Source organism: Photorhabdus australis DSM 17609, assembly GCF_000711895.1.
GTDB lineage: Bacteria > Pseudomonadota > Gammaproteobacteria > Enterobacterales > Enterobacteriaceae > Photorhabdus > Photorhabdus australis.
This window is the reverse complement of record NZ_JONO01000036.1, coordinates 33175-57688: the sequence shown is the minus strand read 5'-3', so window position 1 is coordinate 57688 and position 24514 is coordinate 33175. Positions and strand designations below refer to the sequence as shown.

Below are 24514 nucleotides of genomic sequence, written 5' to 3'. Positions count from 1 at the left end.
ATCAATAATAAAAAATGTTTTTTTTGCATAACATGACAAAGAACACATTAATAAAAATACAATTAAAACTATATATGAAATTGATATTAAAATAAAAAAACCATACAACACAGAAAATTCAATAATATAAAATCCACATTAAAAAATAGCTTTTTCAATATAAATATTTCCCAACAAAAATAAATTCAGAATTATTTATCAATGATAATATTTTAGCAGAAATTCATTAACATTAACTTATTTAACCTATTATAATGATGGATAAGAAACCATAAAATCAAGAATAAGATAAAATTTATAAAATAAAAAAGCGTAACAATTAAATTGCCACGCTTTTTAAATACACCAGAATTTAATTAATCCTGAGAAATTTTTGCCCAAGTATCACGTAAGCCAACAGTACGATTAAATACCAGATGTTCTGCACTAGAGTGACAGCTATCAGCACAAAAATAACCTTCACGCTCAAACTGATAAGTTTCTTCTGGCTTAGCATCAGCTAAACCTGGTTCAACAAATCCCTGACGAATTACCAGCGATTCAGGGTTAATAGTCGCCAGAAAATCATCTTCCACACTTGGGTTTGGTACACTGAACAGACGATCATACAGGCGGAATTCAGCAGGAACAGCATGAGTAGCACTAACCCAATGAATAACACCTTTCACTTTACGGCCATCTGCCGGATCTTTATTCAAAGTCTGTTCATCGTAACTACAATAGATTGTCGTGATATTGCCGTCGGCATCTTTTTCAATACGTTCCGCTTTGATGATATAAGCATTACGCAAGCGAACTTCTTTACCTAATACCAAACGCTTATATTGACGATTCGCCTCTTCACGGAAATCAGCCCGATCAATATAGATCTCACGGCTAAATGGCACTTCACGGTTGCCCATCTCCGGTTTATTCGGATGGTTAGGCATACTCAGCATCTGAGTCCCTTCTGACCTATTTTCGATCACCAATTTAACTGGATCGAGAACAGCCATGGCGCGAGGTGCATTTTCATTCAGATCATCACGGATACAGGATTCCAATGCGGCCATTTCCACATTATTATCCTGCTTGGTGACACCAATACGACGACAGAATTCACGGATGGCAGAAGCGGTATAACCACGACGGCGCAAGCCTGAAATAGTCGGCATACGTGGGTCATCCCAACCTTCAACAATCTTGTCAACCACCAGCAAATTCAATTTACGCTTGGACATAACGGTATATTCAAGATTCAAGCGCGAGAATTCATACTGGCGCGGATGACAATCAATGGTGATATTTTCCAACACCCAGTCGTACAGGCGGCGGTTATCCTGAAACTCCAGCGTACACAGCGAATGTGTAATACCTTCCAGCGCGTCAGAGATACAGTGGGTAAAATCGTACATTGGGTAGATGCACCATTTGCTACCAGACTGATGATGCTCTGCAAATTTAATACGATACAGAACCGGATCACGCATCACAATAAAGGGAGATGCCATGTCAATTTTGGCACGCAAGCAAGCTTTACCTTCGCCAAATTCACCAGCGCGCATTTTTTCAAACAAAGCCAAGTTTTCTTCAATACTGCGATCACGATACGGGCTGTTTTTACCCGGCTCTTTCAACGTTCCACGATATTCACGTATCTCTTCCGGGCTCAATTCATCAACATAAGCCAGACCTTTATTGATCAACTCAATGGCATACTGATACAGCGTATCAAAATAATTAGAAGAGTAACGAATATCACCACTCCACTCAAAACCTAACCATTGAACGTCATTTTTAATAGAATCGACGTATTCAACATCTTCCTTTACTGGGTTGGTATCATCAAAACGCAGATTACACTGGCCCTGATAGTCTTTTGCAACACCAAAGTTCAGGCAGATAGATTTCGCATGACCAATATGCAGATAACCATTGGGTTCAGGCGGAAAGCGAGTATGTACCAATGTATGTTTACCAGTTGCCAAATCTTCGTCAATTATCTGACGAATAAAGTTTGTCGGGCGGGCGTCTGCCTCACTCATTTCTTATACCTCAATAATGCAAAAATGCGTCACATAACCGCCTATAATCCAACAAGCAGTGCTGAGAAACAACCGTTTGTTCATGTAAAATGACGATTCAGTACAAAGTTGGAGCGAAAAAACGACTCTCTGCCGAATAAGGAACTGTTTCTATAATTTTTTACCGAAAAATAAGCATGATACTCAACAATCCAAACTCATTTATCCATGCTTCCATAATCTCATATATAACAAATAGTTACGAACAAACCTTTATCAAGGTCGAAAAAACACTCAACCGTAGCATAGTCAACAATACAGCGCGCTTTATTTATAATTTGAAGAAGCGTTGAGTAATTTACAACATGAAATAATTAATGAAACTATTTTCAATCAATTATTTCATTCAACCATAAAAAATATTATCGAATAACAACCACCCAACTTTAAAGAATAAATAGTTGACACTATGTTTTTCATAAATAACCATTTGATAAGATGAACATAAACCTATAATTTAAACCCCTAAGTCACCTATTAATTGATATTTTCATCCCGTAAATATAAAAAATAATTACACATATCAAATTTATGATTGAAACGCTATTAATGATATTCTAAATTAAATTTTTATATATAAAAAACTAAAAATAACAATAAATTAATCTCATGATTAATTCTGATAATTCAGGTATTTCACCATCATGATTTTATCTCAATTACGCCATTATCCTAATGGGCATTTGTTTGAAAATAAATTTATAATCAGTCCGACAAAATAAACTAAAGCATAATAAAGGGTTACGTTACATACACGCATTTTTATGTTTAAATCGTCGCAAATAAACAATAAAATACTTTGCAATTTATTATTAAGGTAATAATATTATCAGGTATCTTATCTGTAATAAAACTATCCAAGTACAGTATGATACACTTAATCAACCCTAATCATTCTGAATATTAAACTAAAAAATTAACACATGAAAACAATACTCAATAATTTCATTTATTTAATAAAACACCCTAAGGGAAATAAAAATGCCAAATATAATATCAAGCAAGAAAGTAGCAGCCGCGCCAGCAGTCATAGTCATTAATGGCAACTACATATCAAATGATTATCGTTCCGGTTTTAAAGTTGGAGCGACATCATTCGCACTAAAAATTGCTGATTATTTTATAAAAAGAAACTTACTTTCTGGTTTTATACTCTACAAAAGAGATGAATCATTAATTTCACCTAAAACAACCGAAAGTATAATTAAAGATATAAAATGTATAAATATCTTTTTTAATTTCTCTATGGAAATTTCAGACATCAGAAACATGCTGGAAAAATGTATTTCAATATTATCAATAAAAAATAATCAAACAACTCCCGCAATAGTTTATTATCAAACAGATACACTATTATCCTATCACCCTCCTCATATACCTTGTTGTATAACACATCATGGCCCTTTCGTAGAAGACTTTCAGCAACACTATTCTCTGGAAAAAACATATGATGCTTTTGAAAATAAAAATAAGGCTCAACACATTAATATTCAACAAATGAAAGGGATTGAAATATTAATTGATAAAAAATATTTTATTTTCCAACATTCAAAATTACAAGGTGATTTCTTACTTAAAAAAGGCATAAAACCAGACAATATCAAAAACATTAGCCCACCTATTTTCTTTGAAGAAAATAATGAATTTAATATAGAAAATAAATATATTAATGATTTTATCAAAACTAATAAAAATGAATTATTGTTGTTTAGCGCGGTAGCCAGATTAGATTATTTTAAAAACATAGAACTATTAATCAATTCAGCAATTGTTTTACTGGATAAAGGTATTCCCATTAAAATTTTCATTGCAGGTGATGAAGAGAACAAAAACACCAGAAGGAATAAACTGATATCTATGGTTCCCCTCAGATATCAGTCACATTTTTTTATATCACATAAGTTATCCCAAACGGAATTACTCAGCGTTTTCAATAGAATAAAAAATAAATCTATTTTTGTATGTACATCACGCTATGAAACTCTTGGCATTACACCATTAGAGGCTGCATTAAATGGTGTATATACAATCTTCCCTAATTTAAATTTAATTGAAGCAGCGTCTTATTTTTCTTCAGAGTATAAATTTGCATATAATATAGATTCCCTTACTGAAAAAATAATATCAATATACGAAAAAAATCTGTTTGCCACCAGTCAACAGTTACAATACATAAGCTCTTTAATTTCAAAGACATGCTTCGAAGATAGTATGGAAAAAGCATGGGAAGAAATCTCAATAAGTTATATGTCAAACCAAAACTCTGTCTCAGAGTGTCTATCATAACACTTAAACTATTCACTAAATCAATGGGCACATGCAAGTGCCCATTCCTAAGACTCTTATTAATTTATCTGTTTCTCATCATCAAGTTTTATGTCACTCGATCTATTTCGATAGCTAAAAACCATAAAATCAAATAAATCACTATGTTAATTCAATTGGAAATTTGAATCCGTTTACTACACATGACTTAATTTATGCAATTTTAAACAATATCGCTACAGTGATCACAATTACTCATTTATATGTAGCTTTTTATTATTTTTCAACTAAAAATAAGTTATATTGCTGTTGTTCATAGTGAGCTACTTTTTCAATAAAACATCCCTCAACTAAAGGTAAGAATTATGGGTATATTCAACTACTTACAGCGATTGGGAAAAGCATTGATGCTTCCCATTGCTACACTTCCCGTAGCCGCGCTTTTGCTACGTTTCGGCCAACCCGACGTATTTAATATTCCTTTCATCGCCAGCGCTGGCGGTGGTATTTTTGAAAATCTCCCACTGTTATTTGCATTAGGTATCGCAGTGGGATTAGCAAAAGATAATGCTGGCGCTGCCGCGCTGGCAGGTGTAGTTGGCTTTCTAGTACTCACTAAAGCCACGTCCGTCATAGACTCGACTATCAATATGTCTTTTTTCGCCGGTATTATCGCGGGTATCGTTGCCGGTCATTGTTATAACCGTTTTTCAGATACACGCTTGCCAGAGTTTCTTGCTTTCTTCGCGGGCAAGCGATTAGTCCCTATCATGACAGGCATTATTTGTCTGTTCATTGCATGGATATGCGGCTATGTCTGGCCATATGTCCAGCACGGCATTGATTCTTTCAGTCTGTTAGTATCAAAAAGCGGTACGGTCGGATGGTTTACTTATGGTGTACTTAACCGCTCTCTCATTCCATTTGGTTTGCACTATATTCTGCACTCTGTTTTCTGGTTTAGTCTGGGTGACTGTCTGAAAATTACTTATGATTTAGCCAGCTCTGTACATAATATCTGCCTGGCTCCGGATGTTGTCCGTTCTCTGACCATCGGCGCAGCGGTTCCAGGCATCGATGGCTCAACTATTACCCAAATCGCCACCGATATGAGCCGCGGCGACTTGAACCGTTTCTTTGCCGGCGATCCACATGCCGGAGTTTACATGGCCTGGGCTTATCCCATCTTTATGGGCGGTTTGCCCGGTGCTGCACTGGCAATGTATTTCGCAGCACCAAAGGAACGTCGACCCCAGATTGGCGGGATGCTGTTATCCGTTGCATTAACAGCATTCTTAACCGGTATAACTGAACCAATAGAATTCTCATTCTTATTCCTGGCGCCAGCTTTATATGTTCTGCATGCAATATTGGCTGGCGTTAGCATGGTTATCGTCAATTCATTGGGTATTCTGCATGGTTTTGGATTCTCCGCCGGATTAATTGACCTTGTATTAAGCTGGGGTCTGGCAACCAAACCATGGTTGTTAATCCCATTAATCGCCTTGTTCTTTATGCTGTATTTTGTTTGTTTCACCCTGATGATTCGTATTTTTAACTTACGTACACCAGGCCGTGAAATTGGAGAGACAACTCAAGCGACTTCCGCCGCCCAAGATAATGAAACAATCCAGCATTACATTGCCGCTCTCGGTGGCGTACAAAATATTCGTACGGTAGACGCTTGCATTACCCGCCTTCGCTTAACCGTTGAAGACAACACACAATTGGATGAACACAGGCTAAAACAACTAGGTGCAAAAGGCGTCCTGAAAATAGGTAAACAGAGCGTTCAAGTTGTATTGGGCCCCCAGGCAGAAAGCATTGCCGGGCAGATACGCACTCAACTACATTCAGATAGGCCAAATAAAAGGTCATAGTTAAAAACACCTCGAACTTAAAAGGGAACTCATCTCTCGTTCCCTTTTATTTTTATTGAAAAATAAGATGACCAAATAAGTGACAAAATCGTAAAATAGATAACTTTTACCATTAATTATCTGGCTATTTTTCGCATCTTATTTTAATATAAAAAATATCTTTAAGGTACAGTATATCTCTGCTCATACAAATGATTTAGTATTCGCACAATAAGAAGATTAGTTAACCAGCTAATTTATTCAACCGCTATAATTTCTTGTTTTAAGAGGCAATTATGAGACTTATCCCCCTAACGAATGCAAGTGATGTTGGTAAATGGTCTGCACACTATATCGTTAGTAAAATAAATGCATTTAACCCAACCGTAGAGCATCCTTTTATCTTAGGATTGCCAACTGGCAGCACTCCACTGGAAACTTACAAGGAATTGATTGCACTACACAAAGCAGGAGAAGTCAGTTTTAAACATGTCGTCACATTCAATATGGATGAATATGTAGGTATCTCCGAAGATCACCCACAAAGTTACCATAGTTTTATGCACCATAATTTCTTTGATCATATTGATATTCCAAGAGAAAATATCAATCTGCTCAATGGTAATGCGCCTGATGTTGATGCAGAGTGCCAACGTTATGAAGACAAAATTAAGTCTTATGGCCAAATTCATCTGTTTATGGGAGGAGTAGGGAATGACGGTCATATTGCTTTCAATGAACCCGCATCCTCTTTGACTTCACGCACCCGTATCAAAACACTAACTATAGAAACCCGCACTGCCAACTCCCGTTTCTTTGCTAATGATATTAATCAGGTACCTAAATATGCCCTGACGGTAGGTGTAGGCACTCTAATGGATGCAGAAGAAATTATGATCCTTGCAACAGGTCTCAATAAGGCTCAAGCCATTCAGGCGGCAATTGAAGGTAATGTCAACCATATGTGGACGATAAGCTGTCTGCAAATGCATCCTAAATCCATCATTGTTTGTGACGAACCGGCAACAATGGAATTGAAGGTAAAAACAGTCAAATATTTTCACCAATTGGAAGCAGATATTATCGGCGAATTCTCCAGCAAAAAATAAGAATCCATATCAGCCTAAAACCCATTTAGGCTGATTACCATAACAATCTCAATTTATATTCCCAATCATCCCCCCTCGATCCCATAGGAGGCTAAAATGTATGCTTTAACCAACTGCATTATATATACTGGTCACGATAGACTGGATAATCATGCTGTTATAATTGCAGACGGCTTAATTAAACGCATTTGCCTAACACAAGAGTTACCCGAACAGATTGAAAAACGTGATCTAAATGGCGCAATTCTTTCCCCCGGTTTTATTGATCTGCAAGTTAACGGCTGTGGTGGTGTTCAGTTCAACGATCAGTTGGAAAATATTTCAGAAAAAACACTGGATATCATGCAAAGAACTAATGAACGTTCTGGCTGTACCAGTTACTTACCAACTCTAATTACCAGCACAGACGAATTGATGATGGCCTCTGTTGAAGTCATGCGCACTTATCTTAATCATAATCAGCATCAGGCTTTAGGTCTGCATCTGGAAGGTCCTTATCTCAATCCGGTAAAGAAAGGCACTCATAATCCAGAGCTTATCCGTAAACCTACCCCGGAGATGATAAATTTCCTATGTGATAACGCCGATGTCATCACTAAATTGACTCTAGCGCCAGAAGTGGTCGAACAAAAATATATTCAGCAATTAGTAGAAGCCGGTATTGTCATTTCTGCTGGTCATTCAAATGCCAGTTATGAAGAAGCCCGACAGGGATTCCGACACGGAATTACTATCTCAACCCATCTTTATAATGCCATGCCAGCTATTTCAGGCCGCCAACCCGGTTTGATTGGCGCTATCTTTGATACACCTGAAATTTATGCTGGAATCATCGCTGATGGTTTGCACGTTTCATGGCCAAATATTCGTAATACCAAGCGTTTGAAAAACGATAAGTTAATTTTAGTAACAGATGCGACGGCTCCTGCCGGGCTCGATCCTGCCTCCTGTAAAATGGAGCATTTCACCTTCGCAGGTAAGACCATATACTATCGCAACGGATTATGTGTTGATCAAAACGGCGTTCTAAGTGGCTCTTCTCTCACTATGATAGATGCCGTTAAAAATAGCGTTGAACATGTTGGTATTGCACTAGATGAAGCTCTGAGGATGGCAACTCTCTACCCCGCTCGCGCAATTGGCGTTGATAAATATCTTGGCGCCGTTGAAACCGGGAAAATCGCTAACCTTATTGTTTTCAGTCACGACTTTAAAATTCGCAAGACCATCGTTAACGGAAAAGAAACTGAACTTTGACGGACTAAATAACTGATGAGTTATAACAACACACAAAAACAAATTGGTAATATTGACCTTGTGAAGCAACTTAACGGAGCCGTGGTATATCGGCTGATTGATCAACAAGGGCCAATCTCTCGCATTCAAATTGCTGAACAAAGTCAACTTGCGCCAGCCAGTGTGACTAAAATTACTCGTCAGTTACTCGAACGGGGCTTGATTAAAGAAGTCGATCAACAAGCCTCTACCGGAGGCCGCCGCGCCATTTCCATCGTTACTGAAAATCGTCACTTCCATACTATCGGTGTCCGTCTTGGCCGCCATGATGCTACCCTTGCTCTTTATGATATGAGTGGCAAAGCACTGGTTGAAGAACATTACCCACTACCTGAAACCACTCAGCAGAAAGTCGAAAACCTGCTTATCAGTGCAATTGAAAATTTTATTCAACAAAACCAACGTAAGATCCGCGAGTTAATCGCTATTTCAGTTATCCTGCCAGGACTCGTTGATCCACATAGGGGCATCATTCGTTATATGCCTCATATTAAAGTGACTAACTGGACTCTAGTAGATAACCTGAAAAAACATTTCAATATCACCTGTTTTATTGGTCATGACATCCGCAGTTTGGCATTGGCTGAACACTATTTCGGCGCCACCCGTGATTGTGAAGATTCAATATTAGTACGTATCCATAGAGGTACCGGTGCCGGGGTGATTATCAATAACCAGATACTTCTCAATAATAAAGGAAACTTAGGTGAAATTGGCCATATTCAAATTGATCCACTCGGTGAGCTCTGTCACTGCGGCAATTTTGGCTGCCTGGAAACTATCGCCGCTAACTCAGCGATAGAAGCGCGAGTTCAGCATCAATTAAAACAAGGTTTTCCAAGCCAGCTAACATTGAATAATTGCAATATCAGAGCTATCTGCCAAGCCGCTAATCAAAATGATCCATTAGCTTCTGAAGTGATAAAAAATGTCGGCCATTACCTCGGCAAAGCCATCTCTATCGCGATTAATTTATTTAATCCACAGAAGGTTGTTCTGGCAGGAGAAATTACTGAAGCTCAAAAAGTACTCTTACCCGCTATTCAAAGTTGTATCAACTCTCAGGTCTTGAAAGAATTTCGTCAAGATCTACCAATCGTGGTTTCTGAATTAATCCACTGTTCTGCTATTGGCGCCTTCGCTCTGACTAAACGTGCTATGCTTAATGGTGTTCTGTTACAACACTTACTCGAAGGAGTATAGTTATTTTTTGTTGATTTTGTCAGCAAAATGCTTATATGCCAAACAAACGAGCGACCTTAAGCAGATTTCAAGAAAAAAGCAGTTGACGCATTTAGCTGATATACGCATAATGCGCCCCGCAACGCCGATGAAGGTAATGCAAAAAAGATGGCTACGTAGCTCAGCTGGTTAGAGCACAGCACTCATAATGCTGGGGTCACAGGTTCGATTCCCGTCGTAGCCACCATCTTTTGCGGGAGTGGCGAAATTGGTAGACGCACCAGATTTAGGTTCTGGCGCCGCAAGGTGTGCGAGTTCAAGTCTCGCCTCCCGCACCATTACATTCATCAAGTTATCATTATTTAGATGGGGTATCGCCAAGCGGTAAGGCACCAGGTTTTGATCCTGGCATACCCAGGTTCGAATCCTGGTACCCCAGCCATAGTTTTGATGACATGTTGCGTAGTGGCTAATTTTCAGTTGGGGTATCGCCAAGCGGTAAGGCACCAGGTTTTGATCCTGGCATACCCAGGTTCGAATCCTGGTACCCCAGCCATTGACTGAATATCCCTTACTAGAAGTTCTCACGTAGCTCAGCTGGTTAGAGCACAGCACTCATAATGCTGGGGTCACAGGTTCGATTCCCGTCGTAGCCACCATTTTGTTGGGGTATCGCCAAGCGGTAAGGCACCGGATTCTGATTCCGGCATTCCCAGGTTCGAATCCTGGTACCCCAGCCATATTTATCAATGTGTTATGTAAAGTGACGCACTGAGAAAGAATATACAGAAGAATATTTTTTGATGCAGAAAGCCACCGCGAGGTGGTTTTGTTTTTTACTTTCCAGCCCGACCGATCTTTTCTTCCTTAACTTGTCAATTAGCTCTATCTAAAGAAAAGTGAACTGTTCACGCCATAAATAGATTTACGACGTGCTTGCAATCTTCACTACCAATCTATACCTATACGTTACAATCCTAACGCATACTTAAGCACCGCTTTTTTCATTACACCAGCCCGTTGAGCTGCCATCAGAGCCAAATTACGTGCTACTTTCAACCCCAGGAACTCACTACTGAACACCGTATAAAATAGATCCATTCCAGCCTGCATCATCAGATTATCCGGCATTCTACAGCGCTGATAACGCATCAACACTTCCAATGAATCCCATTGTTCTGTTAATTCTCTGGCCTTCACCAAAACATTAAGCAAAGTATTCACATCACGGTAACCAAGATTCACCCCTTGCCCAGCAAGTGGATTAATTGTATGAGCAGCATCACCCAGCAATACCAACCCTTCACGCACATAGCTGTTAGCATGATGCCGAGTTAAAGGAAATGAGCCAACTGCAATTGGAGTCACTTTACCTAACCGTACAGGAAATGCCTGAAAAATTTCCTGCTCAAGTTGAACCATTGACATTGTCTGTAACTGCCGTATACGAGCCGGTTTGTCATACCATACCAACGAAGCCCATTGATCAAATAGCGGAAGAAATGCTCTTGGACCTGAAGAAAAAAACTGCTGCCAGGTAATATCCTGTTGTGGCTGTTCCGTTTTTACCGTAATCAACATACAAGACTGTCTGTACTGCCAACCATGGCTGCCAATTCCAGCCATTTTGCGAACCTGAGAATGGGCACCATCAGCGCCAGCAATCAAACGGGTATTAATTTTAGTTCCGTCAGACAAAGTAACTAACCAGCTTTCTTTGTGACGTTGCATAGATTGTAGTACTGTCGGACACAGCAAAGTTAGATTAGGATGTTTTTCAAACTGTTGCCAAAGAGCCAACTGCAAAACACGATTTTCAACCATATAGCCTAACTCAGGCAACCCCAGGCTTTTCGCATCAAACACTAAATTGGAATCATTCTGTTCCCAAGTTTCCAATTTACGGTACGGCACACCGCGCATCTGTAATACTGAATCCCATGCACCAAACTGTTTGAGCAGATCCACAGAAGCACAGCTAATCGCCGATACGCGCACATCAGGCTGACTCTGTGCATCATAAGATTGTGGTGGTTGATGATCCAATAAAGCGACTGTCCAACCTTCCTGTGCCAGCCCCAATGCTGTTGCAGCGCCGATCATGCCAGCACCAACCACCACTACATCAAAAATCTGTTGTGAATTATTCATCTCAGTCATGCTATTAACCCATTGATTAGTACAGTGTACCGAATTTTTAATTCTCCGGTAGAGAATATCCTGTTTAACAGTCTGGTCACTGCTCCTTCAAATGAATACAATACCCGACAACTTTATGCCTAATACACAACTGCTTTTGCAGTGCAATAATACCTTTCAGCACTGTAAAAGCTCGGATGCACAAGAAAATGTCGACGATAAAAAAACTGTATATTAAAACTTGGGGCTGTCAGATGAATGAATATGACTCATCTAAGATGGCCGACCTACTAGAAAGCACTCACGGTTATCAGTTAACCGATGTCGCCGAAGAAGCAGACATTTTACTATTGAATACCTGTTCAATCCGTGAAAAAGCGCAAGAAAAAGTTTTCCATCAATTAGGCCGCTGGAAAAACCTAAAAGATACCAATCCAGATATCATCATTGGAGTCGGTGGCTGTGTCGCCTCTCAGGAAGGGGATTTCATCCGTCAGCGCGCTCAATGTGTAGATATTATTTTCGGGCCGCAAACATTGCACCGTTTACCTGAGATGATCAACCAGGTGAAAGGCACCCGCAGCCCGGTTGTTGATATCAGCTTCCCGGAAATCGAGAAATTTGACCGCCTGCCTGAACCACGTGCTGAAGGTCCGTCTGCTTTCGTTTCTATTATGGAAGGCTGCAACAAATACTGTACTTTCTGTGTCGTACCTTATACCCGCGGAGAAGAAGTTAGCCGCCCATGCGATGATGTTCTGTTTGAAATCGCACAGCTTGCCGCTCAAGGCGTACGTGAAGTCAATCTCCTCGGTCAGAACGTGAACGCTTATCGTGGCGCCACTTATGATGGTGATATCTGTTCTTTCGCTGAGTTAATTCGTTTGGTAGCGGCCATAGATGGTATTGACCGTATTCGCTTTACGACTAGCCACCCAATTGAGTTTACAGACGATATTATTGCTGTTTACGAAGACACGCCGGAATTGGTTAGCTTCCTGCATCTACCGGTGCAAAGTGGCTCTGACCGTATTCTGACGTTGATGAAACGGGCGCACACTGCTCTTGAATATAAGAGCATTATTCGCAAACTACGTAAAGCACGTCCTGATATCCTGATAAGCTCTGATTTTATCATTGGCTTCCCAGGCGAAACCCAAGATGACTTTGAGAAAACTATGAGGTTGATCGCTGATGTCAATTTCGATATGAGCTATAGCTTTATCTATTCTGCTCGTCCGGGAACACCGGCAGCTGATCTGCCTGATGATGTCAGCGAAGAAGAGAAAAAACAACGCCTTTACCTGCTACAACAGCGCATTAACCAACAAGCTATGAACTACAGCCGTGCTATGTTGGGCAGCGTACAACGTATTCTGGTTGAAGGAACTTCCCGTAAAAATGTGATGGAACTTTCTGGCCGTACTGAAAACAATCGAGTCGTCAACTTCGAAGGTCAGCCTGACATGATTGGCAAGTTCGTTGATGTTGAAATTGTTGATGTCTACGCCAACTCACTACGCGGTAAAGTTATCCGTACCGAAGATCTGATGGATCTTCGTATACACGAATCACCTGAGTCCGTAATAGCCCGTACCCGTAAAGAAGATGAAATCGGAGTCGGCATTTATCAGCCTTAAACATAGAGATAATCAGTGATTCAACAAACTTATTCACAAGTAGCAACTCAGGAAATTTTCCTCGAACCAGCCGATAATCAGCGCCTAATGAGCCTGTGTGGTCCGTTTGATGATAATTTGAAACAACTTGAACGCCGGTTGGGTATTGAAATCAGCCGACGAGATAACCGTTTTAAACTGATGGGTAAACCGCTGTGCGTTAGCGCAGCCACCAATATTCTACGCCATTTATATGTGGAAACTGCCCCTGTTCGTGGGGTAATCCCTGATATCAAGCCAGAACAGATTCACTTAGCAATTACAGAGAGCCGGGTTCTGGAACAAACCGCCGAAAGCATGCCTGACTACGGCAAGTCCGTTAATATTCGTACTAAGCGCGGTATGGTAAAACCACGAACTCCCAATCAAACGCAATATATCGCCAATATTCTCAGTCATGATATTACGTTCGGAGTTGGTCCAGCTGGCACTGGTAAAACTTATCTCGCTGTTGCTGCTGCGGTCGACGCACTGGAGCGTCAGGAAATTCGTCGCATTCTGTTAACCCGTCCAGCAGTAGAAGCTGGTGAAAAACTAGGATTCTTGCCTGGTGACCTGAGCCAGAAAGTTGATCCGTACCTGCGCCCGCTCTACGACGCTTTATTTGAAATGCTAGGTTTTGAAAAAGTTGAGAAGCTGATCGAACGTAATGTTATTGAAGTTGCACCATTAGCTTATATGCGTGGACGAACCCTGAATGATGCTTTTATTATTCTGGATGAGAGCCAGAACACGACTATCGAGCAGATGAAGATGTTCCTGACTCGTATCGGTTTCAACTCCAAAGCGGTTGTCACTGGGGATGTCACCCAAATTGATTTACCTCGCGGACAGAAATCTGGTCTGCGCCATGCAATTGAAGTATTGTCAGGAGTCAATGGGCTAAGTTTTAACTTCTTCCACAGTGATGATGTTGTCCGTCATCCGGTTGTTGCCAAAATCGTCATCGCTTATGAAGAATGGGAAGCAACTGAGCAGAAGCGTAAACAAATCACCAGTGAACAACGCAAGCAGGAAACACAATGAGCTCAGTCATACTTGATTTACAAATTGCTTGCGAGAATGCACAAAATCTTCCTGAAGAAACCCTATTCCAGCAATGGCTGGATGGGGTTTTACCTCAGTTCCAACCTGAAAGTGAAGTAACAATCCGTATTGTTGATGAAGCAGAAAGTCTCGATTTAAACCTGACTTACCGTGGTAAAGATAAACCAACAAATGTACTATCTTTTCCATTTGAAACACCACCAGAGGTTAATTTACCTCTACTCGGTGATTTAATTATCTGTCGCCAAGTAGTTGAAACAGAAGCAAAGGAGCAACAAAAAACAGTAGAAGAACATTGGGCACATATGGTTGTACACGGATGCCTACACCTGTTAGGTTATGACCATATCGAAGATGATGAAGCAGAAGAAATGGAATCTCTGGAAACAGAAATTATGCAAAAGTTAGGTTATTCTGATCCCTATCTTGCAGAAAAAGAGTAACCACCTACACCATTTTTGTGCTAAAAAATACCAACAACAACTTATTTAATGGGAAATTTTCATTAAAACGCCATGAGCGACGACCATCCTTCAAGTAACGATAACCCTGGCCCTAAGAAAGGTTTTTTTACTCTCCTTCTTAACCAACTTTTTCACGGTGAGCCAAAAAGCCGTGATGAACTGGTGGAACTGATCCGTGACTCTGAACAAAACGATCTGATTGATCCTGATACCCGCGATATGCTCGAAGGGGTAATGGATATTTCCGATCAACGTGTCCGTGATATCATGATCCCCCGTTCCCAAATCGTTACCTTAAAACGTAATCAAACCCTGGACGAATGTCTGGATGTGATTATCGATTCAGCCCACTCACGTTTCCCTGTGATCAGTGAAGATAAAGATCACATTGAAGGGATTTTAATGGCAAAAGACCTATTGCCATTTATGCGCACCGATGCCCCACCATTCAGCATAGATAAAGTTCTGCGTCAGGCTGTCGTTGTACCTGAAAGTAAACGGGTTGACCGCATGCTGAAAGAATTCCGTTCTCAACGTTATCATATGGCAATCGTCATTGATGAGTTCGGTGGTGTATCGGGTCTGGTCACTATTGAAGACATTCTTGAACTAATCGTCGGTGAAATTGAAGACGAATATGATGAAGAAGAAGATGTCGATATTCGTGCCCTTAGCCGTCATACCTATACAGTGCGGGCACTAACTCAAATTGAAGACTTTAATGAAGCCTTTGGTACCCAATTCAGCGATGAAGAAGTAGATACTATTGGCGGTCTGGTTATGCAAGCATTCGGTCATTTGCCAGCCCGAGGGGAATCTGTTGATATCAACGGCTATCTCTTTAAAGTTGCCATGGCTGACAGTCGGAGAATTATTCAGGTCCATGTTACGATACCAGACGATGCACCAATGCCTAACCTCGAAGAAGAATAAGGTCTAAATGAACAAAGTTTCATTATTACATTGTCAGCGGCTTCGTGCTTTGCTGGCGCTATTTTTCGGAGCCAGTGGAACACTGGCTTTTTCACCTTTTGACTTCTGGCCCGCCTCGATTATCTCCCTGTTTGGGCTACAATTGCTGACCTTAAACAGAACAACCCAACAAGCAGCATTTATCGCTTTTTGTTGGGGATTCGGCCTGTTTGGCAGTGGCGTAAATTGGGTGTATGTCAGCATCGCTGATTTTGGTGGCATGCCAACCGCGGTCAATATTTTTCTGGTCATCTTACTTGCCGCCTATCTATCGATCTACCCCGCTCTATTCGCTGGCTTACTTAACCGTTTTTTTGCAAAAACGAACGGGGTGAGGCTGGCTATAGCAGCACCTGCATTATGGCAAGTCACCGAATTCCTGCGTGGCTGGATTCTGACTGGTTTTCCCTGGCTGCAATTCGGTTATAGTCAATTAGACGGTCCGATGAAAGCCATTGCTCCAATTTTCGGTGTTGAAACAATTACTTTCCTATTGATGGCACTGAGCGGGCTATTAGTTTTGGCGGTCATACAGCGAAACTTTGTTTCTGGTATTATTGCTATCGCCCTTCTGCTATTACCATGGTCAATACGTCATTACCAATGGTATAACCTGCAACCGGAAAAAACGGTTGATGTGGCGCTGGTTCAGGGCAATATCCCACAATCCCTGAAATGGGCCCCCAATATGCTCAGTGAAACTCTGGACATTTATTTAAATAACAGTCGCCCATACATTGGTAAAACGCCTATTATCATCTGGCCTGAATCTGCAATTCCATCACTGGAAAGTTATCAGCGTGGTTTTCTGGCAAAACTGGATATGCTGTTACGTAATCAGCACACCAGCCTGATTACCGGTATCGTTGATGAAAGAACTGTTGGTGACAGTTATAAGACCTATAATAGCTTGATTGTTCTGGGTGATAAAATACCTTATCAATATCCATCGACCACTCGCTACGATAAGTATCATCTGGTGCCATTCGGAGAGTTTGTTCCCCTTGAATCGCTACTCCGACCTCTGGCGCCATTCTTCAACTTGCCAATGTCTTCATTCAGCCGTGGCAATTACATTCAACCACAGCTTTCTGTTGCAGGATATAACCTGACCGCCGCCATTTGTTATGAAATTGTACTTGGTGAGCAAGTTCGTTCTAATTTCAAACCAGATACAGAATTCTTACTCACTGTTTCCAATGATGCTTGGTTTGGTGCTTCAATCGGCCCCTGGCAACATTTCCAAATGGCACGTATGCGTTCCCTGGAATTAGGACGTCCGTTACTACGTGGTACCAATAATGGCATTACAGCCGTTATCGGCCCAGACGGGAAAGTGCAAACAGCACTCCCACAATTTACTCGTAATGTTTTGGAAGCTAAGGTGACACCTGCAACCGGGATAACACCATATGCACGCTGGGGTAACTGGCCGGTATGGGTAGTTACCGTATTGTTTACCTTATTTGCCCTGATATATAACCGCCGTAAATCTTAATTCCGACATCCATGCACCAGAAGGGGGCAAAATTGCTCCCTTGTATCATGCAAAACAGACTAACTTTCAATCCATTTTTTCATCCCATCGATAGAAAAAATAAAGGAGTAACAAGTTATGCAAACGAGTCGTCTGCGGCCAGCAGAAATTTCACCAGAGCTTTATAGCGCTGTTGCAAAAGTCGATGAATTAACTTATCAGTCCACCCTCGGTAAGGCACTCATTGAACTCGTTAAGGTAAGGGCTTCCCAAATCAATGGCTGTGCCTTTTGTCTTAATATGCATTCTAAAGCTGCCCGCAAGGCAGGAAATAGCGAACAAAAACTCTATCTCCTGAGTGCCTGGAAAGAGTCACCCATTTTTACATCACGAGAACGTGCAGCTTTAGGCTGGACAGATGCTTTATCCCGGATTGCCGAAATTGGGGCAAGGGATGAACATTACACCCAATTATTAGCAGAATTTGATGAAAAGGAGATTGTCGATCTAACATTATTAATCGGTCTTATTAACCTTTGGAACCGTCTGGCAATTGGTATGAAATATACTTTGCCCAATTCGGCTACTGACCTATCTTAAGAAATTCAGCATAGTTAATTACTAGCGATAATTAACTATGCTAACCCTCAACAACTGATATCACTCTATGTTATGCAAATAACCTACTTAAACAACTTATTGGTGCTAATTTTACCCTTCTTTACTATTTTGGCACGCTAATTGCTGCTATATCTATGAATGAAAAGGGAAATAACTGTTTCAATAACCAGAAAGGGGAAAATGCACTAAAAAAATGATAATCACGCACCTTTATTGTGCAAGATAAACAGCATTGTTCATTTATAGTGCGAGACAGCTCCCGAAATAGAAACAATCCATTTTCATTGACTAACCCTTTTGTACTATTTTTTAACACTATATATACATATGACAGCAAATGATCCTCGATTAAAAACAAATCACAGAGAGACTTTTGCAAACACAACATCGCAAACGATAGCCACATTAAAGGAGTTGTATATGCGTATGCGTAACCTAGTATTAACCATGATGTTACTTGGCATGGCGGGGGCTGTTCAGGCCGAAGAATTCACGGGAACACTAAAAAAGATCAAAGATGATGGTGTGATCATTGTGGGACATCGTGAATCTTCCGTACCTTTTGCTTACTACGATAATCAGCAAAAAGTCGTCGGTTACTCTCAGGATTATTCTAATCTGATTGTTGAAGCGGTGAAGAAGAAACTGGACATGCCAAATCTGCAAGTAAAATTGATACCCATAACTTCTCAAAATCGCATCCCATTGCTACAAAATGGCACTTACGATTTCGAATGCGGTTCCACTTCTAATAACCTTGAGCGCCAAAAACAAGTCACTTTCTCAAACTCTATCTTTATTGTTAATACACGTTTGTTAACTAAAAAAGGTTCCGGTATAAAAGATTTCCCTGACTTAGCAGGCAAAAATGTCGTTGTCTCAGCAGGTACGACTTCTGAAGTATTGCTGAATAAACTCAACGATGAAAAAAACATGAAAATGCGCATTATCAGTGCAAAAGATCATGGTGACTCATTCCGTACTCTGGAATCCGGCCGCGCAATCGCATTTATGGTGGATGATGCTCTGCTAGCCGGTGAACGTGCCAAAGCGAAAAAACCTAACCAATGGGAAATCGTTGGTACATCTCAGTCTAGAGAAGCCTATGGTTGTATATCACGCAAAGATGATCTTCAATTCAAGAAGCTGATCGATGAGACCATTGTTCAGGCGCAAACTTCCGGAGTGGCAGAGAAATCATTTGAACGCTGGTTCACACAACCCATTCCACCCAAGAATCTGAACTTGAACTTCTCTTTGTCTGATGAAATGAAAGCACTATTTAAGTCACCAAATGATAAGGCTCTTGATTAAAAATATAATTAAAGAAATGACTATTTGATTGGCATCACAGGGTGCGAGGTGGCCGTTCCCTGCCTCGCTTTTTTTTCTTAGCCAATCAATTGTTTTCAGGGGATCAAGCTACACCCTTGCAGGGAGTATTATTTATGTCAATCGATTGGAATTGGGGCATCTTTTTGCAAGCAGCTCCCTTCGGCAATACGACTTACCTAGGCTGGTTGATCGCAGGATTTCAGGTGACAATCGCCTTATCTATCTGCGCCTGGATTATCGCTTTCATTGTCGGTTCGCTATTCGGTATTTTACGTACTGTTCCCAATAAAATATTATCTGGGATAGGTACCTGTTATGTTGAGCTCTTTCGTAACGTACCACTGATAGTTCAATTTTTTATCTGGTATCTGGTTGTACCTGAACTACTGCCAGAAAAAATCAGCCTGTGGTTTAAAACTGAACTAGACCCTAATATCCAGTTTTTCATCTCATCTACTGTTTGTTTAGGTCTTTTCACCGCGGCACGGATGTGTGAACAGGTCCGCGCCGCCATACAATCATTACCACGTGGTCAAAAAGCAGCAGGGCTGGCAATGGGGTTAACCCTGCCACAAACCTATCGTTATGTTCTATTACCAAATGCTTACCGAGTCATCATTCCACCAATGACTTCAGAAATGATGAATCTGGTAAAAAACTCCGCCATCGCCTCCACTATTGGTCTGGTAGATATGGCAGCACAGGCAGGTAAGTTACTTGATTACTCAGCACATGCTTATGAAACATTTACCGCCATTACGTTGGCCTATATCGGAATCAATCTGGTGATTATGCTTGCCATGCACTTGCTTGAGAAAAAAGTGCGCTTACCGGGTAATATTGGAGGTCGATAAATGTACGAGTTTGACTGGAGTTCAATTATCCCCAGTATCCCATTTCTGCTACAAGGCTTAGTCATTACAGCAAAAATCACTATTATTGCTGTTGTTATTGGTATTCTCTGGGGAACCATGCTGGCCGTTATGCGCCTCTCTTCTGTAAAAGTACTGAGCTGGTTTGCCACTTTATATGTCAATCTGTTCCGTTCTGTGCCACTAGTTATGGTACTGTTATGGTTCTACCTGATTGTGCCTAGCCTGGTGCAGAATGTTCTGGGGATTTCTCCGAAAACAGATATTCGTTTAATTTCAGCTATGGTTGCATTCGCCTTTTTCGAAGCAGCTTACTATTCAGAAATTATCCGGGCGGGAATTCAGAGTATTTCCCGCGGGCAATCTTCGGCAGCACTGGCATTAGGTATGACACCAATGCAAAGTATGAGACTAGTTATCTTGCCTCAAGCATTCCGTGCGATGACTCCTCTGTTATTGACGCAGGGTATCGTGCTGTTTCAAGACACTTCATTGGTGTATGTACTCAGTTTGGCAGATTTTTTCCGTACTGCGGCGAATATCGGTGAACGTGATGGTACTCAGGTTGAAATGATTCTGTTTGCTGGGTTTGTTTATTTTATTATTAGTTTTGCCGCATCCATGCTGGTTAACTATTTGAAAAAAAGGACTGTTTGATGATCTCCCTGAAAAATGTATCCAAGTGGTATGGCCAATTTCAGGTTCTCACTAACTGCTCAACTGAAGTTAAAAAAGGTGAAGTCGTTGTAGTCTGTGGCCCTTCTGGCTCCGGCAAATCCACCCTGATAAAAACGGTTAATGGTCTGGAATCCATCCAGCAAGGTGAAATTCTGGTCAATGATATTAAAGTCAATGATAAAAGTACCAATTTAGCGCAATTACGTTCCAAAGTCGGTATGGTGTTCCAGCATTTTGAGCTGTTCCCACATCTATCTATCATTGAAAATTTAACTCTGGCTCAAATTAAAGTGCTTAACCGCGATAAAAAAGCAGCTGAAGAAAAAGGGTTAAAATTACTTGAACGTGTTGGGCTTGCCAATCAGGCTAATAAATTCCCGTCACAACTTTCCGGTGGTCAGCAACAACGCGTGGCTATCGCTCGTGCATTGTGTATGGACCCTATCGCCATGCTGTTCGACGAACCCACTTCTGCACTTGATCCTGAAATGATCAATGAAGTACTCGATGTCATGGTTAAACTAGCAGACGAAGGTATGACTATGATGGTTGTTACTCATGAAATGGGCTTCGCCCGTAAGGTAGCCAATCGGGTAATCTTTATGGATGAAGGCAAAATCGTTGAAGACAGCAAAAAAGAAGATTTCTTTGCAAATCCGAAATCAGATCGCGCCAAAGAATTTTTAGCTAAAATTCTTCATTAGTTATTATATCATTCCCGGTGGTAGCACCTGTCGCCACCGGATTTTCCCTCAGCCCCCTGTTGCTTATGTATCAAATCAGATATGCTATACCGATCTCATATTTTATTTATTAAATTATTGCTACAAAACGTAGCTTTTTACTCACCATAGGATTACCGGTGCCATGCAAGAACAATACCGTCCAGAAGATATAGAGCCGCAAGTTCAGCTTCACTGGCAAGAGAAGCAGACTTTCAAAGTGACAGAAGACAACAGCAAAGAAAAATATTATTGCCTGTCCATGCTACCTTACCCTTCTGGCCGACTACACATGGGCCATGTACGCAACTACACTATTGGCGATGTTATCTCCCGCTACCAACGTATGCTTGGTAAAAATGTCCTGCAACCTATTGGGTGGGATGCATTTGGCCTGCCCGCAGAAGGGGCAGCAGTAAAAAACAACACCGCACCAGCGCCGTGGACCTATGCCAATATCGAATACATGAAAGGTCAGTTGAAAACATTGGGCTTCGGTTATGACTGGGATCGTGAAGTCACAACCTGTACCCCGGAATATTACCGTTGGGAACAGTGGTTCTTCACTAAATTGTATGAAAAGGGTCTGGTTTATAAAAAGACCTCCGCAGTTAACTGGTGCCCTCACGATCTGACCGTTCTAGCTAATGAACAAGTGGTCGATGGCTGCTGCTGGCGTTGTGACACTAAAGTCGAACGAAAAGAAATTCCACAATGGTTTATCAAAATCACTGCCTATGCCGAAGAGTTACTAAACGATCTGAATACGCTGGAAGAATGGCCTGAGCAGGTCAAAACCATGCAACGCAACTGGATTGGTCGTTCCGAAGGCGTAGAAATCACTTTTGATGTAGCTGATAGCCAGGAAAAACTGACCGTCTATACCACTCGTCCTGATACGTTCCTGGGCGCTACCTATGTTGCAGTTGCCGCAGGTCATCCTCTGGCAAAACAAGCAGCAGAAAATAACCCTGAACTAGTTGCTTTCATTGATGAGTGCCGTAATACCAAAGTTGCAGAAGCAGATATGGCAACAATGGAGAAGAAAGGCATGGCAACTGGTATGTTTGTTATTCATCCATTGACCAAAGAGAAAGTAGCAATCTGGGTTGCAAATTTCGTCCTGATGGAATACGGCACCGGCGCTGTCATGGCAGTTCCTGGCCACGATCAACGAGACTGGGAGTTTGCGACAAAATATAACCTGCCAATGAAAGCCGTTATTCTGGACAATGAAGGTAATGAGCCAAATGTTCATGAAGCCCCCATAACGGATAAGAATGTCCTATTTAATTCCGGTGAATTTAGTGGCTTAAATCACGAAGCTGGTTTTAATGCCATTGCTGATAAACTGGTGGAAATGGGCGTAGGTAAGCGTAAAGTCAACTATCGTCTGCGTGACTGGGGGGTTTCCCGTCAACGTTACTGGGGTGCTCCTATTCCAATGGCGACGCTGGAAGATGGCACGGTTGTTCCGGTTCCAGCAGATCAACTGCCAGTCATTCTGCCAGAAGATGTCAAAATGGATGGCATCACCAGCCCAATTAAAGCTGATCCTGAGTGGGCAAAAACCACTATCAACGGTCAACCAGCATTGCGTGAAACGGATACCTTCGATACCTTTATGGAGTCTTCTTGGTATTACGCTCGCTACACTTGCCCAGATTATAATAAGGGCCTGCTCGATCCAGCAGCAGCTAATTACTGGTTGCCAGTAGACCAATACATCGGTGGTATCGAACACGCCATCATGCACCTGATGTACTTCCGTTTCTTCCATAAATTGATGCGTGATGCAGGCATGGTCAATTCCAATGAACCTGCTAAGCGTCTGTTATGTCAGGGAATGGTTCTGGCAGATGCTTTTTATTACATTGGCAAAAACGGTGAAAAAATCTGGGTATCCCCAGCTGATACCAATGTTGAGCGTGATGATAAAGGCCGCATCATGAAGGCAACAGACAAAGAAGGTCATGAACTGGTTTATACCGGCATGAGCAAAATGTCTAAATCCAAAAACAACGGTATTGACCCACAATTGATGGTAGAAAAATATGGTGCTGATACCGTTCGCCTGTTTATGATGTTCGCAGCGCCACCAGAATTGACTCTGGAATGGCAAGAATCCAGTGTTGAAGGAGCAAACCGCTTCCTGAAACGTGTATGGCGCCTAGTTTATGAACATAGCAGCAAAGGGGCAACTCAACCGCTGGATATCACAAGCTTAACAGTAGAACAGAAAGATCTGTTCCGTGATCTGCACAAAACCATTGCTAAAGTCACAGACGATGTAGGTCGCCGCCAAGCATTCAATACCGCCATTGCTGCCATAATGGAATTGATGAATAAACTGACCCGCGCACCACAAGAAACTGAGCAAGATCGCGCTCTGATGCAGGAAGCTTTACTGGCAGTTGTCCGCATGTTGTCACCAATGACTCCTCATGCTTGTTTTATTATGTGGCAAGCTCTGGGTGGTAAGGGTGACATTGATACGGCTAATTGGCCACAGGCTGATGAACAGGCCATGGTTGACGACACCAAATTAGTCGTTATTCAAGTTAACGGTAAAGTGCGTGGTCGTGTTACTGTGCCAGCGGATGCGACGAAAGAATATGTTCATGATATGGCTGCAAAAGAATATGGAGTGGCTAAATATCTTGAGGGCGTCACTATTCGTAAAATCATCTACGTACCAGGCAAATTACTGAATCTGGTCGTCGGCTAATAAAGG

The 24514-nt window shown here is 41.3% G+C and carries 18 protein-coding genes and 5 tRNA genes; 21 read left to right on the top strand and 2 right to left on the bottom strand.

All coding sequences use genetic code 11. The annotated features are described in order from the left end of the window. Positions 1-356 precede the first annotated feature (356 nt). Positions 357-2024: a glutamine--tRNA ligase gene (gene glnS, locus BO26_RS11850; RefSeq protein ID WP_036771573.1), complete on the bottom strand. Its 1668-nt coding sequence runs from the start codon at positions 2022-2024 to the stop codon at positions 357-359. Positions 2025-3044: 1020 nt separating this feature from the next. On the opposite strand from glnS, the gene BO26_RS11845 reads away from it, so the two are divergent. From BO26_RS11845 to BO26_RS11795, 10 genes are all read left to right on the top strand, one after another. After that, the gene (locus tag BO26_RS11845) at positions 3045-4349 is read left to right on the top strand and encodes a glycosyltransferase (RefSeq protein WP_036771572.1); all 1305 of its coding nucleotides are present in this window, start codon (positions 3045-3047) and stop codon (positions 4347-4349) included. Positions 4350-4693: 344 nt separating this feature from the next. After that, entirely contained in the window at positions 4694-6208 is a 1515-nt protein-coding gene (gene nagE / locus BO26_RS11840) for an N-acetylglucosamine-specific PTS transporter subunit IIBC (protein WP_036771570.1), read from the top strand. A gap of 275 nt (positions 6209-6483) precedes the next feature. Next, positions 6484-7296 (top strand): glucosamine-6-phosphate deaminase, encoded by an 813-nt coding sequence (gene nagB / locus BO26_RS11835; protein WP_036771569.1) that lies wholly within the window; start codon positions 6484-6486, stop codon positions 7294-7296. 96 nt (positions 7297-7392) lie between these two features. Further along, positions 7393-8553, top strand: coding sequence for an N-acetylglucosamine-6-phosphate deacetylase (gene nagA, locus BO26_RS11830; protein WP_036771568.1), 1161 nt, complete (start codon positions 7393-7395; stop codon positions 8551-8553). Positions 8554-8568: 15 nt separating this feature from the next. Beyond that, complete coding sequence (gene nagC, locus BO26_RS11825) at positions 8569-9795, top strand: DNA-binding transcriptional regulator NagC (protein ID WP_036771567.1); 1227 nt, start codon at positions 8569-8571, stop codon at positions 9793-9795. Positions 9796-9944: 149 nt separating this feature from the next. Next, positions 9945-10021, top strand: a tRNA-Met gene (locus BO26_RS11820). Positions 10022-10027: 6 nt separating this feature from the next. After that, positions 10028-10112: transfer RNA gene (locus BO26_RS11815), tRNA-Leu, on the top strand. 29 nt (positions 10113-10141) lie between these two features. Next, positions 10142-10216: transfer RNA gene (locus BO26_RS11810), tRNA-Gln, on the top strand. Positions 10217-10255: 39 nt separating this feature from the next. Beyond that, positions 10256-10330: transfer RNA gene (locus tag BO26_RS11805), tRNA-Gln, on the top strand. Positions 10331-10439: 109 nt separating this feature from the next. Next, positions 10440-10514: transfer RNA gene (locus tag BO26_RS11795), tRNA-Gln, on the top strand. A 229-nt stretch (positions 10515-10743) separates the two neighbouring features. Here BO26_RS11795 and ubiF read toward each other — a convergent pair. Further along, on the bottom strand, positions 10744-11925 hold the full coding sequence (gene ubiF / locus BO26_RS11790; protein ID WP_081861897.1) for a 3-demethoxyubiquinol 3-hydroxylase: 1182 nt from the start codon (positions 11923-11925) through the stop codon (positions 10744-10746). A gap of 197 nt (positions 11926-12122) precedes the next feature. Between ubiF and miaB the strand changes: the two genes are divergently transcribed. The 11 genes from miaB (at position 12123) to leuS (ending at position 24508) form a co-directional block, all read left to right on the top strand. Continuing rightward, positions 12123-13553, top strand: coding sequence for a tRNA (N6-isopentenyl adenosine(37)-C2)-methylthiotransferase MiaB (miaB, locus tag BO26_RS11785; protein ID WP_036771565.1), 1431 nt, complete (start codon positions 12123-12125; stop codon positions 13551-13553). A gap of 87 nt (positions 13554-13640) precedes the next feature. Continuing rightward, on the top strand, positions 13641-14618 hold the full coding sequence (locus BO26_RS11780) for a PhoH family protein (RefSeq protein ID WP_236637440.1): 978 nt from the start codon (positions 13641-13643) through the stop codon (positions 14616-14618). After that, the gene (gene ybeY, locus BO26_RS11775) at positions 14615-15082 is read left to right on the top strand and encodes an rRNA maturation RNase YbeY (protein WP_036771564.1); all 468 of its coding nucleotides are present in this window, start codon (positions 14615-14617) and stop codon (positions 15080-15082) included. The genes BO26_RS11780 and ybeY overlap by 4 nt, the downstream gene beginning before the upstream one ends. A gap of 72 nt (positions 15083-15154) precedes the next feature. Further along, on the top strand, positions 15155-16036 hold the full coding sequence (corC, locus tag BO26_RS11770; protein WP_015835269.1) for a CNNM family magnesium/cobalt transport protein CorC: 882 nt from the start codon (positions 15155-15157) through the stop codon (positions 16034-16036). 7 nt (positions 16037-16043) lie between these two features. Then, on the top strand, positions 16044-17573 hold the full coding sequence (lnt, locus tag BO26_RS11765; protein ID WP_036771561.1) for an apolipoprotein N-acyltransferase: 1530 nt from the start codon (positions 16044-16046) through the stop codon (positions 17571-17573). Between the two features lie 117 nt (positions 17574-17690). Next, complete coding sequence (locus tag BO26_RS11760; RefSeq protein WP_036771558.1) at positions 17691-18152, top strand: carboxymuconolactone decarboxylase family protein; 462 nt, start codon at positions 17691-17693, stop codon at positions 18150-18152. A gap of 441 nt (positions 18153-18593) precedes the next feature. Continuing rightward, a complete protein-coding gene (locus BO26_RS11755; protein ID WP_036771556.1) occupies positions 18594-19487 on the top strand; it encodes an amino acid ABC transporter substrate-binding protein in 894 nt (297 codons plus the stop codon). 134 nt (positions 19488-19621) lie between these two features. Further along, complete coding sequence (locus BO26_RS11750; RefSeq protein WP_036771554.1) at positions 19622-20362, top strand: amino acid ABC transporter permease; 741 nt, start codon at positions 19622-19624, stop codon at positions 20360-20362. Next, positions 20363-21037 (top strand): glutamate/aspartate ABC transporter permease GltK, encoded by a 675-nt coding sequence (gltK, locus tag BO26_RS11745; protein WP_036771552.1) that lies wholly within the window; start codon positions 20363-20365, stop codon positions 21035-21037. Next, positions 21037-21762 (top strand): amino acid ABC transporter ATP-binding protein, encoded by a 726-nt coding sequence (locus tag BO26_RS11740; protein WP_036771549.1) that lies wholly within the window; start codon positions 21037-21039, stop codon positions 21760-21762. The genes gltK and BO26_RS11740 overlap by 1 nt, the downstream gene beginning before the upstream one ends. Before the next feature lie 163 nt (positions 21763-21925). After that, positions 21926-24508 (top strand): leucine--tRNA ligase, encoded by a 2583-nt coding sequence (gene leuS, locus BO26_RS11735; protein WP_036771547.1) that lies wholly within the window; start codon positions 21926-21928, stop codon positions 24506-24508. Positions 24509-24514: the final 6 nt, after the last annotated feature.